Below are 17,512 nucleotides of genomic sequence, written 5' to 3'. Positions count from 1 at the left end.
CAGGCTTGCAGTCTTCAACACCCTCCACAAGATTCAACTCATTGATTTTAATATTCTAATAATCAAAATGCCTGTTTGTCGCAGGCGATTATCGCGCAATTTTCTTCAAAGGTGCTTGCCATAAAGTAATATTATATGCTTCATATCCCTCAAGGCCGGGAGGGCCTTATTGGGAGGAAATATTATGAAACGCAGTCTCGCGGCTCTGTCAGCCGCATTTTCGCTCGCACTGATTTCAAGCGCATCCGCCGCATCGCTGACTGTCGGTTTCTCGCAGATCGGTTCGGAATCGGGCTGGCGCGCCGCAGAAACCGCCCTGACCAAGCAGGAAGCTGAAAAGCGCGGCTATACGCTGAAATTCGCCGATGCCCAGCAGAAGCAGGAAAACCAGATCAAGGCCGTGCGCGGCTTCATCGCACAGGGCGTCGATGCGATCCTGATCGCCCCGGTCGTCTCCACCGGCTGGGACGCGGTCCTCAAGGAAGCCAAGGAAGCTGAAATTCCTGTCGTCCTGCTCGACCGCCAGATTGATTCGCCGGAAGATCTCTATCTCACCGCCGTGACCTCCGATCAGGTCCATGAAGGCAAGGTTGCCGGTGACTGGCTGGTGAAGGATATCGGCGACAAGTCCTGCAATGTGGTCGAACTTCAGGGCACGACCGGTTCGTCGCCTGCGATCAACCGCAAGAAGGGCTTTGAGGAAGCGATCAAGGGTCACGACAACATCAAGATTTCCCGTTCGCAGACCGGTGACTTCACCCGCACCAAGGGCAAGGAAGTCATGGAAAGCTTCATCAAGGCTGAAGGCGGCGGCAAGAATATCTGCGCAGTCTATGCCCATAATGACGACATGGCCGTCGGCGCCATTCAGGCCATCAAGGAAGCCGGTCTGAAGCCGGGCACCGACATCAAGATCGTGTCGATCGATTCCGTGCCGGATATCTTCCAGGCCATGGCCAATGGCGAAGCCAATGCCACCGTGGAACTCACGCCGAACATGGCCGGTCCGGCTTTCGACGCCATCGAGGCGTTCAAGGATAAGGGCACCGTTCCGCCGAAGTGGATCCAGACGGAATCCAAGCTCTACACACAGGCTGACGATCCGAAGGCCGTATACGAAGCCAAGAAGGGCCTCGGCTACTAATCTTCGTGTCATTCGGGCCGCCAGCTTTCGGCGGCCCGGTTTCCCTTCGGCCCGTTTTGGCGAAGGGTATCGTTGCAATTCGCAAACGGAAGACTGCCATGGCTCGCCCCGAAACAGGCGCTCAACCGGCGTCGGTTATACCGCTTCTCGAAGCTCGCTCGATCACCAAATCCTTTCTGGGCGTCACCGCACTTGACCATGTCGATTTCGCGCTCAAACGCGGCGAAATCCATGCCTTGCTTGGTGAAAACGGTGCGGGCAAATCCACCCTCATCAAGATATTGACCGGCGCCTATCATGGCTTTGACGGGTCGATCCTGCTTGACGGCCAGCCCATTGCGCCTGCCTCCGTAGCGGAAGCGCAGACGCTCGGCATCGGCACCGTCTATCAAGAGGTAAACCTGCTGGAAAACCTCACCGTCGCCGAAAATGTCTTTCTCGGTCGCCAGCCGCGCCGCTTCGGCTTCGTGGATCGTCGGCGCATGGAAAAGGACACAACGGCGCTCCTCGCGCGTTATGGTCTCGACATCGACGTCAGCGCGCCGCTGTCGGCCTATTCCGTGGCCATACGCCAGATCATCGCGATTGCGCGCGCCGTCGATCTGTCGGGCAAAGTGCTTGTCCTTGACGAGCCGACCGCCAGCCTTGATGCGCGCGAAGTCGAAATGCTGTTCACGGTTCTGCGCCAGTTGAAGGCCGAAGGACTCGGCATCATCGTCATCACGCATTTTCTGGATCAGGTCTATGCGATTGCCGATTGCGCCACCGTACTGCGCAATGGCCGTCTGGTCGGCAGCCGCAACCTGTCGGAACTGCCGCGCACCGATCTCATTTCCATGATGCTCGGCCACCAGTTGCAGGAAACCGTGCGCCGTCAGCTGACCGAGGAGGTCAGCGACGACACGGTCGCGCCGATCCGCTTTGCAGGCTACGGCAAGAAAGGCAGCGTTGCGCCATTCGATCTCGCCATCAAGCCCGGCGAAGCTGTGGGCATTGCAGGCTTGCTCGGTTCGGGCCGCACCGAGACCGCGCTTCTCATGTTCGGCGTTGATGAAGCCGATAGCGGCCAGCTCACCGTCGATGGCAAGGAGATCAAGCTGCCCTCGCCCGTTGCCGCCATTTCAGAGCGCTTCGCCTTCTGTCCGGAAGAGCGCAAGACCGATGGCATCATCGGCGATTTTTCGGTGGCGGAAAATATCGCGCTTGCCGTGCAAGGCAAACGCGGCTGGTCGAAGCCGCTGTCCTCGCGCGAAAAAGCCGCGCTCGCGGACCGCTACATCAAGGCGCTCGATATCCGTCCGCCCGATCCGCACAAGCCGATCAAGTTTCTATCCGGCGGCAACCAGCAAAAGGCCATTCTGGCGCGCTGGCTCGCCACCGATCCCCGCCTGCTGATTCTCGATGAACCGACACGCGGCATTGACATCGGGGCGCATGCCGAAATCCTGAAACTCATCGGCGAACTCTGCGGACAAGGCATGGCGCTCGTCATCATCTCATCCGAATTCGAGGAACTGGCCGCCGTCGCCAATCGCGTGGTGGTTCTGTCGGACCGTCGCCATGTCGCCGAATTGCACGGTGAAGAAATCACCGCCGACAATATCGTGCGCGCCATTGCGGAGACCGGTCCGAAAACTGCTTCTGCAAGCCAGAAGGAAGCTGCAGCATGATTGCCCGCATATCCAGAAAATTCAAAAGACTGGCGCCGCAGCTCGCAGCCCTCATTCTGATTCTTGCCGCAAACACCGTCATCTCGCCCGGCTTTCTCGACATTTCGTTCCAGAACGGTCGCCTCTATGGCAGCCTGATCGACATTCTGGTGCGCGCAGCACCGGTCGCCATTCTGGCCGTCGGCATGACGCTGGTGATCGCCACTCGCGGCATCGACCTTTCGGTCGGCGCCGTCATGGCGATCAGCGGCGCTTTCGCCGCATCGCTGATCGTTGCGGGCTATCCGCTGGCTGTCGTCATTCCCGCAGCACTCGGTGTCGGCCTGTTGTGTGGGCTGTGGAACGGCTTTCTGGTCGCCGTCTTCGATATCCAGCCGATCATCGCCACCTTGATCCTGATGGTGGCGGGGCGCGGCATCGCCCAGCTTATCACCGAAGGCGCCATCCTCACCTTCAACAATGACGCCTTCGCCGCGCTCGGCTCCGGCTCGTTTCTCGGCATACCCATTCCGGTGCTGATCTGGCTTTTGGCCGGGCTGGTCGTCGGCATTGCGGTGCGCTCCAGCGCGCTCGGTTTCCTGATCGAGGCAACCGGTATCAATCGGCGCGCCGCTATGCTGGCGGGCGTCAAGGCGCGGTTCCTGCTGTTCAGCGTCTATGCCGTTTCCGGCGTTGGCGCAGCCCTGGCAGGCCTGATCGCCACCGCCGACATTCGTGGCGCGGACGCCAACAATGCCGGTCTGTGGCTTGAACTCGACGCCATTCTGGCGGTCGTCATCGGCGGCACATCGCTCAATGGCGGACGCTTTTCGATCACCGCCTCGCTGCTCGGCGCACTGATCATCCAGTCGATCAATACCGGCATTCTGATGGCGGGCTTTCCGCCGGAATTCAACCTCATCATCAAGGCTGGCATCATCATCGTGGTGCTCACCTTCCAGTCGGCGGCCATCGTCAACCTGATCGGCTTCCTGCGCTCGCAGCGCAAGGGCGCCGCCGTCAACGGCACCCGACACACTCATCAAGGAGCAGGACAATGAGAATTCTTCGCAACCTGCCCTTTCTGACCACTGTGGCGATTTTCCTGATCGCCTATGCGATCTGCGCAGTGCAATTCCCGAACATGCTGTCGACACGGGTGATCGGCAATCTCCTGACCGACAATGCCTTTCTCGGCATTGCCGCGGTCGGCATGACCTTCGTGATCATTTCCGGCGGCATTGATCTTTCGGTCGGCTCGGTCATCGCCTTCACCAGCGTTTTCGTCGCGGTTCTCGTGGGTAAACTCGGCGTGCATCCTCTGCTCGCATTCGCGCTTGTTCTCGCCATCGCCGCGCTTTTTGGCGCGTGGATGGGCATGATGATCCATTATCTCGGCATTCCGCCTTTCGTCGCGACGCTGGCCGGCATGTTCCTCGCGCGCGGCGCGGCCTTCCTGATCTCGACGGAATCGGTGCCGATCTCACACCCCTTCATCGACACGTTGCAGGGGCTTTATTTCCGGCTGCCGGGCGGCGGCAGGCTGACGTTCATCGCCATGCTTATGCTGGCCGTGTTCATCGTCGGCAGCATTATTGCCCATCGCACGCGCTTTGGTGCAAACATCTATGCACTTGGCGGCAATCAGCAATCGGCGGAACTGATGGGCGTTCCCATCGGTCGCACGACCATCGGCATCTATACCATGTCGGGCGTGCTTTCCGGCCTCGCCGGTATCGTCTATACGCTCTATACCTCGTCCGGCTATTCGCTGGCGACGGTGGGCGTGGAACTGGATGCCATCGCATCGGTGGTCATCGGCGGAACGCTTCTGACCGGCGGCGCGGGACTGGTTGCGGGAACATTTGTCGGCATTCTGATACAGGGGCTGATACAGACCTATATTGTTTTCGACGGCACGCTGTCTTCCTGGTGGACGAAAATCGCAATCGGTATATTGCTGTTCCTGTTCATCGCTCTGCAACGAGGACTCCTGTGGTTCTCCGACTTAAGACTGGCGCGTCAACGCATGAAGGAGGCCTGAATTGGGATTGCTGGAAACGGCCATAACCGGACGCAAGCGGCATAACAGCCACGCTGTCGTCGTGGGGGAACTCGGGCGCGGCATCGTCGCGGGCACCATTCCCGAAGGTTCGATCCTGCCCGGCGACAACGAATTGTCGCTGCGCTTCGGCGTTTCCCGCACGGTCCTGCGCGAGGCGATGAAGACGCTCGCCGCCAAACGCCTGATCGAACCCAAGGCCAAGGTCGGCACCCGTGTCCTGGGCCATGCCAGCTGGAACTTCTTCGATCCCGATGTCCTGACATGGCGCTTCGAGGCCGGCTTCGACGAGGTCTTCGTCGATCATCTGGCCGAAATGCGCATGGCGCTCGAACCCGCTGCAGCCGCAGCCGCAGCCGAGCGTGCCACCAGCGACGAAATCGTGGAACTCTATGCGCTCGCCGCCAAGTTCGACAATCCGCAGCACACGCCGGAAACGATCGCCAAGGTCGATCTGGAGTTTCACCTCGCGGTCGCCCGCATGTCAGGAAATCCGTTCATGCGCTCGGTCAGCGGGCTGATCGAGGCGGCGCTCGCCGTGTCCTTCCAGCTCTCTTCTCCCGCTGCATCGCATGAAGGCATCGCCGAATGTGCGGCCAATCATCTGCGCATTGCCCACGCCATCGCCTCCCGCGATCCGCAAAAAGCCCGCGCCGCGATGGAAAGCGTCATCAAGCTCGGGGTGGAACGCATCCGCAACGTGATCTGACGAAGGAGAAGAGTCGTGCGGATTTTGAAAGAAATCCGCCACGGCCTCGACCTATAATTCGTTTGAGCTTAACTTGCCGCCGGAAAGAAACCTGATTCCTTCCGACAATTCCTACAAGGTGCACCGAACGCACCTCATGCACGACAGGGTTTTTCATGTCCTATCTCGCCGCTTCCGATCGCTACGACAACGCCACCTTTCGCCGCGTCGGGCGCAGTGGTCTCGTCCTGCCTGCCATTTCGCTTGGCCTCTGGCACAATTTCGGCGACGGAATTCCGCTCGACCGTCAAAAGGCAATGCTTTTCAAGGCTTTCGATCTTGGCATCACCCATTTCGATCTTGCCAATAATTACGGCCCGCCTCCCGGCTCGGCAGAACGCAATTTCGGCCAGATCCTGAAAAGCGATCTTGGTCGTTATCGCGACGAACTGATCATTTCCAGCAAGGCCGGTTGGGAAATGTGGTCCGGCCCCTATGGGCGCGGCGGCGGTTCGCGCAAGGCGATCCTTGCGAGCCTCGACCAGAGCCTGTCGCGCCTCGGCCTCGACTATGTGGATATTTTCTATTCACACCGTTTTGACGCCAATACGCCGCTGGAAGAAACGGCTGGCGCGCTTGCAAGCGCGGTCGAACAGGGCAAGGCGCTTTATGTCGGCATCTCGTCCTATTCTGCAGGCAAGACACGCGAAATCGCCAAAATCCTCGCTGCGCGCAACGTGCCGCTCTTGATCCACCAGCCGTCCTACAACCTGTTCAACCGCTGGATCGAAAAAGATCTTCTGTCGGCCACCGACGATGTCGGCGCAGGGGTCATCGCCTTCACGCCACTGGCGCAGGGTCTGCTGACCAATCGCTACCTCAACGGCATTCCGGCGGATGCGCGCATCAACCAGCCGGGCAATAAATCGCTGCGTCCGGTCCATCTGAGCGATGACAATATCGAGCGCGCCCGCAGTCTCAATGAAATCGCCAAGAAGCGCGGACAGAGCCTCGCTCAGATGGCGCTGGCCTGGGTGCTGCGCGATCCACGCGTGACCTCGGCGCTGATCGGCGCCAGCTCGCCAGAGCAGATTGTCGAAAACGTCAAGGCGCTGGAAAATCTCTCCTTCTCGGCAGACGAGCTGAAAGAGATCGATAAATATGCGGTCGAAGGCGGCGTGAACCTCTGGGAAAAGCCCGCGAACGACGAAGCGGTCTGATAGCCAACCACCTCAAGGAAAAGCCCGGTTCCGACCGGGCTTTTTGCTACTCGACCTTCAGGTCAAAGGCGGGATTGCTGCGCAACGTATTGCTGACGGTGCAGATTTCCTCAGCCAGTTCGGCGATGTGTTGTTTCTCTTCGGCTGAAAGATCGCCGTCGAAGTGAAACGCAATATGGAACCGCTCGATCCGCGACGGGCTTTCATGCGTCTTGTCGCCTGTGACCTCGACACGGACATCACCCAGCTTTTCGCGCAGGCCAAGCTTGCCCGCAGCGATCCGCGCGCTCAGCGCCATGCAGGCGGCGACTGATGCATAGAGTAGATCAAGCGGGTTGAAGCCCGGCTGGCTGACGCTCGTCACAAGCTCGACCTTGCCGCCCGTCGGCGTGGTGATCACCGGCAACCGGCCATCCGGCATTGCGGCAAACGCTCCCGTCTCGCGGGTTCTGACCTTGAGCTCGCTCATGAATTTCCTCGTTCAGTCGAAAACCTTCAGATAATCAATAGCCCGCGCCAGCCAGCAGCTGACCGAAACTGCGAAAATATCGCCCTTGTCATCACGACGGAAGACCAGCTTCCATTCGCCCGGCGACGGCGCATCCATCGAACGCTGTACCGGCAAAAGCCAGACATCGGAACCGACCGCATAAAGCGGATACATGTCACTTTTGCCAAGGAACCCTTCGAAAGCGCCATAAATCGCGCCACCTTCGGCCACGAGAAGAAGACTTGCGCCAAGCTCCTCACTGCGGAAACGTCCAAGAATGTCACGTTTGGCCTCGCCCGTCACACGATGCATGGTGAGGGAGAGATTTTCATCCGCACGAGTGAGATGGACCACATCGCCTTCGCGACGGATAGCCGTCGTGGATGAACGCGCTTCATCCTTGCTCACCACATCCATCACTTCCGGGCTGGTTCCAAAACGCGCCTTCATGCGCCCACGCCCGGCATCGTCAAGGCTCAGCACCAGACCGGTTTCGGCATCTAACCATGAGCCGAACCAGCCCGCATCGGCCTCAACGGGTTGCGATTCCGCCGATGACACACCGAGCGCGAGCTTCATCAGCTTCGCTGCAAGATCGGATGCACCGCCTTCAAAATTGAACATGGCGATGGTGGAAATCCGCTCATCGGCGCAATGCCAGCGCTGGCAGCGCCAACCGCGTAAAGCGCCGCCATGGCCGGTCAGCCGCTTGCCGCCCACCTCTTCGAATTTCAGGCCGAAGCCATAAGGGGCGGCTGCGCCATCGTTGAACGTCTGCGGTCCGCTCAAACGGCGATAAAGTCCGTTCGCGTCATCGCGTGTCGCGTCGATGAACTTTTCCCAGGCGATCATGTCGTCCAGCGAGGCGCAAATGCCCGCATCGCCCATCCAGTGAATGCGGTTGGTGGCGGGCAGAAACCCGCGCACCGTATCGCCCTCATAGCCGGTGCATTCGGTGAAAAGCGCCGTATCGGGAATGAGTTCCGCCGTCTTCATGCCAGCCGGTTGGAAAATCCGCGCTGCCAGAAGCTCGACCAGTGAACGGCCCGTATGGCTTTCGATCAGATCGGCCAGAATGCGGAAATTGCCATTGCAGTAGGAATAATGGCTGCCCGGCGCAAAATGCGTGGTTTTCAGGCCGCGCAGCAGTTTCTGGGCATCTTCGGCCAGAAACACGCCTTCCGGGTCGCCGCCGCACAGCACTGTTAGCGCCCAGTAATCACGCAGGCCCGACTGGTTGTTGCACAGGTCCCGCGCGCGCGGGCGTTCACCCACGAAATCGGCAAGATAAGTGCGAAGCGCATCGTCCAGCGCTTCCGGCTCGCCCACGCTGTCGAGAAGCACGCCGCAGGTGAATTGCTTGCTGACCGAACAGATCGGCATCCGCGTTTGCGCCGTCATCGGCTGGCGCGTGCGCAGATCGGCAAAGCCCCACGCATGGCTGATGACAACTTCGCCATCCTTGACGACGGCGACGACACCGCCCGGCCCCTTATAGTTCTGCGGAATAGTATCGACGAAGGCGCGAAGGGCGGGAAGATCGAGATGCGGCATGATGGAACTCGGACGACTCAGATGAAAATCAACAGCCGTCAGGAGGCATCATTTCAGCCGATCAATCAAGGCCATGGCCGCGTGCGGATTATGCGCCTTATAGCCGCTGATGACATAGAGATAGACATCGCGCGCTATATTATCGGCCACCGGCGGCGTGACGGTTTTCAGCCCGTCCGGCTTCTGGCCTTCGGCAATCGCTTTTGCCCGCTTCGCCCACTGGTCGAGTTCGGCCTCGCTATAGCCAAGCGGCTCGCTTTCCTTGGTGCCCATGATGCGCAGATAGGCGAAAGGTGCCGTCATATCGGCAAATTGCGGAAATGCGCTATCGCCTGCAATAACCACCGCAACGCCATATTCCCGCAGAAGCGCTGTAAATTCCGGCACATTGAAACTGTCGTGGCGCACTTCCACCGCATGGCGCAGATCGCGCCCATCGAGACGTTTCGGCAGGAGTTTCAGGAAGGCCTCGAAATCCTTGGGATCGAATTTCTTCGTGCCCATGAACTGCCAGTTGACGACGCCAAGCTTCTCCTTCAGCTCCATCACGCCGCCGGTGAGAAAGCGCTCGATGCTTTCGCCCGCTTCCGCCAGCACGCGGCGATTGGTCGAAAAGCGGGGCGCCTTCAGCGAAAAGACAAAGCCTTCCGGTGTTTCGTCGTGCCATTTGGCGAAAGTCGTCGGCTTTTGCGGGCCGTAATAGGTGGAGTTGATCTCGATCGAGGTCATCTTGCTGGATGCGTATTCCAGCTGGCGCTTCTTCGCCAGTTTTTCGGGATAAAAGCTTTCATCCCACGGCTCGAACGCCCAGCCGCCAATGCCGACACGAATCTTGCCAGAGTTTGCTTGCGCCATCTTGTCCTCCCGACATGAGATCATCCGTTTTGGTCATCATGTTTAGTCTGTATTCGCGCCGGGGGCTATGCTGTTATGTCAGTAACCTACGGATCGCATGCCATCCAAACAAGAGACGAACAATCGTCCGCATTTTGAGAGTGAGGAAATGCATCAGATGACCAGCAAACCCAATACGCGTAACGGGGGCCAGATATTGGTAGACGCGTTGCGCATTCACGGCGTGGACCGTGTTTTCTGCGTTCCCGGAGAAAGCTATCTCGCCGCGCTCGACGCTTTTCACGATGTGCAGGATGAAATCGAACTGATCGTCTGCCGTCAGGAAGGCGGTGCTGCCTATATGGCCGACGCCCATGGCAAACTGACGGGTAAGCCCGGCATCTGCTTTGTCACCCGCGGACCGGGCGCGACCAATGCCTCTGTCGGCGTGCACACCGCGTTTCAGGATTCGACACCGATGCTGCTGTTCATTGGTCAGGTGGCCAGCGATCAGGTGGAACGCGAAGCCTTTCAGGAAGTCGATTACCGCCGCATGTTCGGCCAGATGGCCAAATGGGTGGTGCAGATCGACGATGCCGCCCGCATTCCTGAACTGGTCAGTCAGGCCTTTCATCGCGCCGTCAACGGACGCCCCGGCCCGGTGGTGATTGCCCTGCCGGAAGATATGCTGACATCTTATGCCGCCGTCAGCGATGCCCCGGCCTATAAGAAGGTCGAAATGCATCCGGGTCAGGACCAGTTGCAGGACATGGTGCAACTGATCGAAAAGGCCGAGCGCCCGCTGATGATCGTCGGCGGTGGCGGTTGGGACAGGCAAGCTGTGCGCGACCTGCAAACATTCGCTGAAAACATGCATCTGCCGGTGGCGGCTTCGTTCCGCTGTCAGGACATGTTCGACAACACCCATCCGCTTTACGCGGGCGAAATGGGCACATCGATCAGCCCGAAGCTTGCGCAGCGCGTGCGCGACAGCGACCTTCTCGTGGTGGTCGGCGCGCGGCTTGGCGAAATGACCACGCAGGGCTATGAGCTTGTCAGCATTCCGGTGCCGCAGCAAAAGCTGATCCACATCCATCCGGGTGCCGAAGAACTGGGCCGCGTCTATCACGCCGATCTGCCGATCAATGCCAGCATGCCGGCCTTTGCCCGCGCTGCATCAAAGCTTGCCCCCATCGCCGCACCGCGCAGCAAGGCATGGGCTGAGACGGCCAATGCCGATTATCGCGACAACATGAAAACGCCGGTCATACCGGGCGCGGTGCAGATGGGCGAAATCATGGAATGGCTGCGCGCGCATCTGCCAGCCGATGCCATCATCACTAATGGGGCTGGCAACTATTCCGCCTGGCCGCATCGATTTTATCAGTACCGCACCTATCGCAGCCAGTTGGCACCCACCAACGGTTCCATGGGCTATGGCGTTCCCGCTGCCGTGTCCGCCAAGCTGGCGGCGCCGGAGCGCACCGTCGTGGCCTTTGCCGGTGATGGCTGCTTCCTCATGAACGGTCAGGAACTGGCGACCGCCGCGCAATATAATGCGAAGGCGATTTTCGTCGTGGTCAATAACGGCATGTACGGCACCATCCGCATGCATCAGGAGCGCACCTATCCGGGCCGCGTTTCCGGCACAGGCCTCGCCAATCCCGATTTCGCAGCCCTCGCCCGGGCATACGGCCTGCACGGCGAAACGGTCGAAGCGACAGCCGATTTTGCAGCCGCTTTCGAGCGTTGCGAACAATCCGGCAAGCCCGCCTTGATCGAGATCCGCATCGATCCCGAAGCGCTTTCGCCAAAAATGTCACTGAGCCAGATGCGGGAACAAGGCCTCGCCAAGCAGAAATAATCCAAAGCCCCGGTTCGTCCGGGGCTTTCATTTTGCGCCTACGACTTTCGTCTGACTGGCAGATATTCCAGCTGGACTCGAACGTCGAAGCCCCGCATACCCACTTTACGTTGCGTAAAGTGGAGGGGGACCATGAACACGCTCAGTCTATCCATTATTTTGTTTGGTTGCATCGCTCTCGCCGTGGCGTGTTTTATCGCCTTTACGGGCGTCAATCTCTGACCGCAGGCAAAAGACTTTCGCCGAGAAAATCACCTGAGAAGTCCCGCACGGCGCGAACCATGAAATCGCTGATGACCCGGATACGCGGCGCTGCCATGACATCCACGTGGCAGCTCATCCAGTATTCGCGCTCCAGATGCATTTCGTGCGGCAGAACAGGCACCAGTTCGGGATGCTTGCTGGCTATGAAAAACGGCAGAACGCACAGGCCATAGCCGGTCTGCGTGGCGACAAGCTGCGCGTGAATGCTGGAGCTTTGATACGTGCAGCGCTGGCCCGGCAGGATCTCGCGCATGTAATCAAGGCCGGGCGTGAACACCATGTCCTCGATATAGCCGATGAAGGGATGGCGCGCCAAATCGTCCCTGCTGCGGATCGGCGGATGCCGGGCCAGATAGTCGCGATGGCCATAGATGAACAACCGGTAGGATGTGAGCTTCTCGCTGTGATAAGGCCCGTTGCGCGGCATATGCAGCGTAATCGACAGTTCCGCCTCGCGGCGCGAAAGCGACATGATCTGCTGGATCGTCACCACTTCCACGAACAGGCTCGGATAGGATTGCGCCAGAACCGGCAGGCGGTCGGCCAGAAAGAAATTGCCGAAACCCTCAAGCGTCGAAAGACGCACAACGCCCGACAGCGCCGCGAGATTGCCGGTGGCTTCGGTCTGGAACTTCATGGCCTCGCGTTCCATGATTTCCGCAGGCTCGACCAGACGTTCGCCCATCGGCGTCAGCAGATAACCACGCGGGTTGCGCTCGAATAATTTGGTGGCCAGCGCCTGTTCCAGCCGGTCGATACGGCGCAGCACCGTCACGTGGCTGGTGCGCAATTGCCGCGCCGCGGTGGAGAGCTGCCCCGTGCGCGCAACAGCCAGAAAATATTGCAGATCGTCCCATGTAAACTGCCGCACATACTGCTCCCTATAGTCTGCCCGCATTTTCCCTATGGCATCTGTACATTTATGAACAGACGCTGTTCAAAAATTGTTGTTCTTGTACGCATTTGTCAATGCTACCGTTCCAATCGAAAACCCGAATGGAGGAACATATCGGGCGGAAGCACAAAGATGATCGATCTGAGGAGGTCGGTCATCCTGTCTGGAAAAGGCCGCTTCTCTGGAGGATACCGTTCGATTTTGTCGAGGGGTCAAGGGAATTATTGGGAGGAGTATTTTATGAAGCGTCTTGCACTCGCAACGGCAGCACTGCTGGCTGCAACCGCCATCGCGTCGGCTGCGGAAATTTCCGATGGTAAAGTCAAGATCGGCATCTTGAACGACCAGTCGGGCGTCTATGCCGATTTCGGTGGCAAATGGTCTTATGAAGCGGCGAAGATGGCCGCCGAGGATTTCGGCGGCAAGGTGCTGGATGCGCCGATTGAAATCATCACCGCCGACCATCAGAACAAACCGGACGTCGCATCGAACATCGCGCGCCAGTGGTACGACACCGAACAGGTCGATTCCATCATGGAACTGACGACCTCGTCCGTCGGCCTCGCCGTACAGGCCTTGTCCAAGGACAAGAAGAAGATCACCATCAATACAGGTGCCGCCACTTCGGAACTGACCGGCAAGCAGTGCACGCCTTATGGCTTCCATTGGGCCTATGACACCCACGCGCTTGCGGTTGGCACCGGCGGTTCGCTCGTGCAGCAGGGCGGCGATACCTGGTTCTTCCTGACCGCCGATTACGCCTTCGGCTATTCGCTGGAAGAGCAGACCACGAAATTCGTGGAATCGAAGGGCGGCAAGGTGCTCGGTTCCGTCCGCCATCCGCTGTCCAACACGGATTATTCCTCCTTCCTGCTGCAGGCCCAGGCTTCAGGCGCCAAGGTTGTCGGCCTTGCCAATGCGGGTCTCGACACGTCGAACACCATCAAGCAAGCCGCAGAATTCGGCATCGTGGCCGGCGGCCAGCGCCTCGCCGCCCTGCTCTTCACCCTGTCGGAAGTGCACGGTCTCGGCCTCGAAGCCGCACAGGGCCTGACGCTCACCGAAGGCTTCTACTGGGATCGCGACGATGAATCGCGCGCCTTCGGCAAGCGCTTCTTCGACCGCACCGGCCGTATGCCGAATATGATCCAGGCGGGCACCTACTCTGCCGTCACACAATATCTGAAGGCGATCAAGGAAGCAGGCACGGATGAAACCGAAGCCGTCGCCAAGAAGCTGCATGAAATGCCGGTTGAAGACGTCTTTGCCCGTCACGGCAAGGTCGGCGCCAATGGACGCATGATCTATGACATGTATCTGATGGAAGTGAAGAAGCCGGATGAAAGCAAGGCGCCTTGGGATTATTATAAGGTGCTGGCAACCATCCCCGGCGATCAGGCTTACATGAAGCCTTCGGAAAGCGGCTGCCCTTTGGTCACGCAGTAAAGAGGCTTTTTGGATGACAGCTTCGACTGGCAATGTGACGGCTCTGCGTGAAGCAGGGCCGGCGACCTCGACTTCTCTATCGCGGACCGCTGCGCGTCCTGTTTTGTCGGCGCGCGGCTTGGGCAAGTCGTTTGGCGGCTTTTATGCGGTGAAGAATGTCGATCTTGATGTGGAACATGCCCGCGTTCATGCGCTGATCGGCCCGAACGGGGCTGGCAAGACGACGGTGTTCAATCTTCTGACCAAGTTTTTGCAGCCGACAAGCGGCGAGATCACGCTTCTGGGCGAAACCATCACCAAAACCGACCCGGCCAAAGTGGCGCGGATGGGACTGGTGCGTTCGTTCCAGATTTCGGCCACCTTCCCGCATCTGACGGTTCTGGAAAACGTCAAGGTGGCGCTGCAACGCCCGAACGGTCTTGCCACGCAATTCTGGCGTTCGCTTTCCGCGCTGGACCGGCTGGATGCGAGAGCCGTCGAGCTTCTGGAGCGCGTCGGCCTTGCCGATGCCCGTCATGCACTGGCTGCCGATCTGTCCTATGGCCGCAAGCGGGCGCTCGAAATCGCCACCACGCTGGCGCTTGATCCGAAAGTGCTGCTGCTGGATGAGCCGATGGCTGGCATGGGCCATGAAGACGTTCACACCATTGCCGCCCTCATTGCCGATGTCGCGAAGGACCGCGCCGTTTTGATGGTGGAACACAATCTCAAGGTGGTGGCCGATATCGCCCACCATGTCACGGTGCTGCAACGCGGCGAGATCCTCGCCTCCGGCAGCTATGCCGACGTCTCGAAGGACGAGCGCGTGCGCACCGCCTATATGGGAACCGAACATGAATAAAGGCCAACCGCTCCTGTCTGTGCGCGGGCTGAATGCCTGGTATGGCGAAAGCCATGCCCTGCATGGCGTCGATCTCGACATCTGGCCGGGCGAAACCATCACGCTTCTGGGCCGCAACGGCGTCGGCAAGACGACAACCTTGCGCGCCATCATGGGTATCATCCGCAAGCGCACCGGCACGATCACGCTGGAGGGCAAAGACATCATGCGCGTGCCTTTGCATCGCATCGCCCATGCGGGTCTTGGCTTCGTGCCGGAAGAGCGCGGCATCTTCGCCACGCTCAGCGTGCACGAGAACCTGCTGCTGCCGCCGGTCGTCGCCAAAGATGGCGACAGCCTCATGTCGCTTGACGAGATCTACGCGCTGTTCCCGAACCTGCATGAACGGCGCAATAGCCCCGGCACCAAGCTGTCGGGCGGCGAGCAGCAGATGCTGGCCATCGCGCGCATCCTGCGCACCGGCGTCAAGGTGCTGCTGCTGGACGAGCCGACCGAAGGTCTGGCGCCTGTCATCGTGCAGCGCATCGGCGATGTGCTGGTGGAACTGAAGAAGCGCGGCATGACCATCCTTCTGGTCGAGCAGAACTTCCGCTTTGCCGCCAAGGTCGCAGACCGCTTCTATCTGATGGACCATGGCGTGGTGACGGAGAACTTCCCAACCGCCGAGCTGCCCGACCGCATGGCGGCCCTGAACGAAGCGCTGGGAGTCTGACATGACAATGATTTTTGGAATCCCCCTGCAAGCGCTTCTCGGCCAGTTGCTGGTCGGTCTCATCAACGGCTCGTTCTATGCCATGCTGAGCCTTGGCCTTGCCATCATCTTCGGGCTGTTGCGCATCATCAATTTTGCCCATGGCGCGCAATATATGCTGGGCGCTTTTGTCGGTTATCTGCTGTTGAGCTGGCTTGGCATCGGCTATTGGCCAGCGCTTATTCTGGCCCCGATCATCGTCGGTCTCGGCGGCGCGATTGTCGAGCGCGTGGCGCTGTCACGGCTTTATAATCTCGATCCGCTTTACGGCCTGCTCTTCACCTTCGGCCTGGCGCTCGTGATCGAAGGCACGTTCCGCTATTATTATGGTGCTGCCGGACAGCCCTATGCGGTGCCACCGTCGCTTGCAGGCGGCAACAATCTCGGCTTCATGTTCCTGCCGAATTATCGCGCCTGGGTGGTGGTGGCTTCGCTGATCATCTGCCTTGGCACCTGGCTTCTGATCGAAAAGACCAAGCTTGGCGCTTATCTGCGCGCCGCCACCGAAAACCCGACACTGGTCAAGGCCTTCGGCATCAATGTGCCGCTGCTTCTCACCTTCACCTATGCGCTGGGTGCTGGCCTTGCGGGCGTTGCCGGCATCATGGCCGCCCCGATCTATCAGGTCAGCCCGCTGATGGGTTCGAACATCATCATCGTGGTCTTTGCCGTGGTGGTTGTCGGCGGCATGGGATCGATCCTCGGCGCCATCATCACCGGCTATGTGCTGGGACTGGCCGAAGGGCTCACCAAGGTCTTCTACCCGGAAGCCTCCAGCATCGTCATCTTCGTCATCATGGCTATCGTCCTTCTGGTGCGACCCGCCGGACTGTTCGGGAAGGAGGCCTGATATGGCTGATACCGCTCTTAAAGCAACGGCTGCGACGCATGACGTCAATGCCGCCAAGGCACCGGCGATCAACAGCCTGTCGGCCACCATCCTCATCATCGCCATCGTCGCACTGGCCGCAGCACCCTTCGTGGTCTATCCGATCTTTCTGATGAAGATGCTGTGCTTTGCGCTGTTTGCCTCGGCGTTCAACCTGCTGCTCGGCTATACCGGCATTCTCTCGTTTGGCCATGCAGCCTTCTTCGGCGGTGCGGCCTATATCACCGCGCATACGGTGAAGGAATGGGGCGTGACGCCGGAAGTGGGCCTGATCCTCGGCATTCTTGCCGCCGCAGCGCTTGGCCTCGTCATCGGCTATCTGGCCATTCGCCGACAGGGCATCTATTCGACCATGATCACGCTTGCGCTGTCGCAGATGTTCTTCTTCTTCTGCCTGCAGGCTGCCTTCACCCATGGCGAAGACGGCTTGCAGGGCGTGCCGCGCGGATATCTGTTTGGCTTCATCGATCTCAACAATCCGATGAACATGTATTACTTTGTGCTGGCGCTGTTCGTGCTCGGCGTGTTTGCCATCTGGCGCATCATCAACTCGCCCTTCGGCATGATCCTGAAATCGGTGCGCGAGAATGAAAACCGCGCCATATCGCTCGGTTACTCCGTCAATCGCTACAAGCTGGCCGCTTTCGTGATGTCGGCTGCTCTTGCGGGCCTTGCAGGCGGTCTGAAGGCGCTCGTCTTCCAGTTTGCAACGCTCACCGATGTCGGCTGGCAAATGTCGGGTGAAGTGATCCTGATGACGCTGCTTGGCGGGATCGGCACGCTGATCGGGCCCATCGTTGGCGCTGCCTTCGTCGTCGCCTTGCAGAACTATCTCGCAACGTCCGACTTCCCCGTCACAATCGTCACCGGCATCATCTTCATGGCATGCGTCATCCTCTTCCGTAAAGGTATCGTCGGAGA

Annotated in this window: 16 protein-coding genes; 12 read left to right on the top strand and 4 right to left on the bottom strand. The window is 59.4% G+C overall.

Annotated elements, in window-relative coordinates:
• The first annotated feature begins 184 nt into the window (after positions 1–184).
• The 6 genes from ytfQ (at position 185) to mgrA (ending at position 6,763) form a co-directional block, all read left to right on the top strand.
• On the top strand, positions 185–1,144 hold the full coding sequence (gene ytfQ / locus QLQ11_RS00080) for a galactofuranose ABC transporter, galactofuranose-binding protein YtfQ (protein WP_109369594.1): 960 nt from the start codon (positions 185–187) through the stop codon (positions 1,142–1,144).
• Between the two features lie 98 nt (positions 1,145–1,242).
• Positions 1,243–2,814: a sugar ABC transporter ATP-binding protein gene (locus QLQ11_RS00075; RefSeq protein WP_109369595.1), complete on the top strand. Its 1,572-nt coding sequence runs from the start codon at positions 1,243–1,245 to the stop codon at positions 2,812–2,814.
• On the top strand, positions 2,811–3,854 hold the full coding sequence (locus QLQ11_RS00070; protein ID WP_109369596.1) for an ABC transporter permease: 1,044 nt from the start codon (positions 2,811–2,813) through the stop codon (positions 3,852–3,854). The genes QLQ11_RS00075 and QLQ11_RS00070 overlap by 4 nt, the downstream gene beginning before the upstream one ends.
• Entirely contained in the window at positions 3,851–4,837 is a 987-nt protein-coding gene (gene yjfF / locus QLQ11_RS00065; protein ID WP_109369597.1) for a galactofuranose ABC transporter, permease protein YjfF, read from the top strand. Before QLQ11_RS00070 ends, yjfF begins: the two co-directional genes overlap by 4 nt.
• Position 4,838: 1 nt before the next feature.
• Positions 4,839–5,564, top strand: coding sequence for a FadR/GntR family transcriptional regulator (locus QLQ11_RS00060; protein WP_109369598.1), 726 nt, complete (start codon positions 4,839–4,841; stop codon positions 5,562–5,564).
• Between the two features lie 155 nt (positions 5,565–5,719).
• On the top strand, positions 5,720–6,763 hold the full coding sequence (gene mgrA, locus QLQ11_RS00055; RefSeq protein ID WP_109369599.1) for an L-glyceraldehyde 3-phosphate reductase: 1,044 nt from the start codon (positions 5,720–5,722) through the stop codon (positions 6,761–6,763).
• Between the two features lie 46 nt (positions 6,764–6,809).
• Here the strand turns inward: mgrA and QLQ11_RS00050 are convergent, their stop codons facing one another.
• From QLQ11_RS00050 to QLQ11_RS00040, 3 genes are read right to left on the bottom strand one after another with little or no spacing between them, the layout of a single operon-like run.
• The gene (locus QLQ11_RS00050; protein WP_283735935.1) at positions 6,810–7,232 is read right to left on the bottom strand and encodes an OsmC family protein; all 423 of its coding nucleotides are present in this window, start codon (positions 7,230–7,232) and stop codon (positions 6,810–6,812) included.
• A 12-nt stretch (positions 7,233–7,244) separates the two neighbouring features.
• The gene (locus tag QLQ11_RS00045; protein WP_109369601.1) at positions 7,245–8,807 is read right to left on the bottom strand and encodes a D-aminopeptidase; all 1,563 of its coding nucleotides are present in this window, start codon (positions 8,805–8,807) and stop codon (positions 7,245–7,247) included.
• Between the two features lie 48 nt (positions 8,808–8,855).
• Positions 8,856–9,662, bottom strand: a complete 807-nt coding sequence (locus QLQ11_RS00040; protein ID WP_109369602.1) for a DUF72 domain-containing protein — start codon at positions 9,660–9,662, stop codon at positions 8,856–8,858.
• Between the two features lie 157 nt (positions 9,663–9,819).
• Here QLQ11_RS00040 and QLQ11_RS00035 point away from each other — a divergent pair, with 157 nt between their 5' ends.
• Positions 9,820–11,505, top strand: coding sequence for a thiamine pyrophosphate-binding protein (locus tag QLQ11_RS00035; RefSeq protein ID WP_109370287.1), 1,686 nt, complete (start codon positions 9,820–9,822; stop codon positions 11,503–11,505).
• Between the two features lie 211 nt (positions 11,506–11,716).
• Here QLQ11_RS00035 and QLQ11_RS00030 read toward each other — a convergent pair whose 3' ends face one another.
• Positions 11,717–12,640, bottom strand: coding sequence for a LysR family transcriptional regulator (locus QLQ11_RS00030; protein WP_121536616.1), 924 nt, complete (start codon positions 12,638–12,640; stop codon positions 11,717–11,719).
• Positions 12,641–12,904: 264 nt separating this feature from the next.
• On the opposite strand from QLQ11_RS00030, the gene QLQ11_RS00025 reads away from it, so the two are divergent.
• From QLQ11_RS00025 to QLQ11_RS00005, 5 genes are all read left to right on the top strand, one after another.
• Positions 12,905–14,110, top strand: a complete 1,206-nt coding sequence (locus QLQ11_RS00025) for an ABC transporter substrate-binding protein (protein WP_109369604.1) — start codon at positions 12,905–12,907, stop codon at positions 14,108–14,110.
• Between the two features lie 13 nt (positions 14,111–14,123).
• A complete protein-coding gene (locus QLQ11_RS00020) occupies positions 14,124–14,951 on the top strand; it encodes an ABC transporter ATP-binding protein (RefSeq protein WP_109369605.1) in 828 nt (275 codons plus the stop codon).
• Complete coding sequence (locus tag QLQ11_RS00015; RefSeq protein ID WP_094513371.1) at positions 14,944–15,663, top strand: ABC transporter ATP-binding protein; 720 nt, start codon at positions 14,944–14,946, stop codon at positions 15,661–15,663. The genes QLQ11_RS00020 and QLQ11_RS00015 overlap by 8 nt, the downstream gene beginning before the upstream one ends.
• A gap of 1 nt (position 15,664) precedes the next feature.
• Complete coding sequence (locus QLQ11_RS00010; RefSeq protein WP_094513372.1) at positions 15,665–16,552, top strand: branched-chain amino acid ABC transporter permease; 888 nt, start codon at positions 15,665–15,667, stop codon at positions 16,550–16,552.
• 1 nt (position 16,553) lies between these two features.
• A partial coding sequence (locus QLQ11_RS00005) for a branched-chain amino acid ABC transporter permease (protein WP_371835882.1) occupies positions 16,554–17,512 on the top strand: 959 nt, incomplete at its 3' end.

The organism is Ochrobactrum sp. SSR (assembly GCF_030067775.1).
Taxonomy (GTDB): domain Bacteria; phylum Pseudomonadota; class Alphaproteobacteria; order Rhizobiales; family Rhizobiaceae; genus Brucella; species Brucella teleogrylli.
This window is presented reverse-complemented; position numbering and strand designations above follow the sequence as displayed.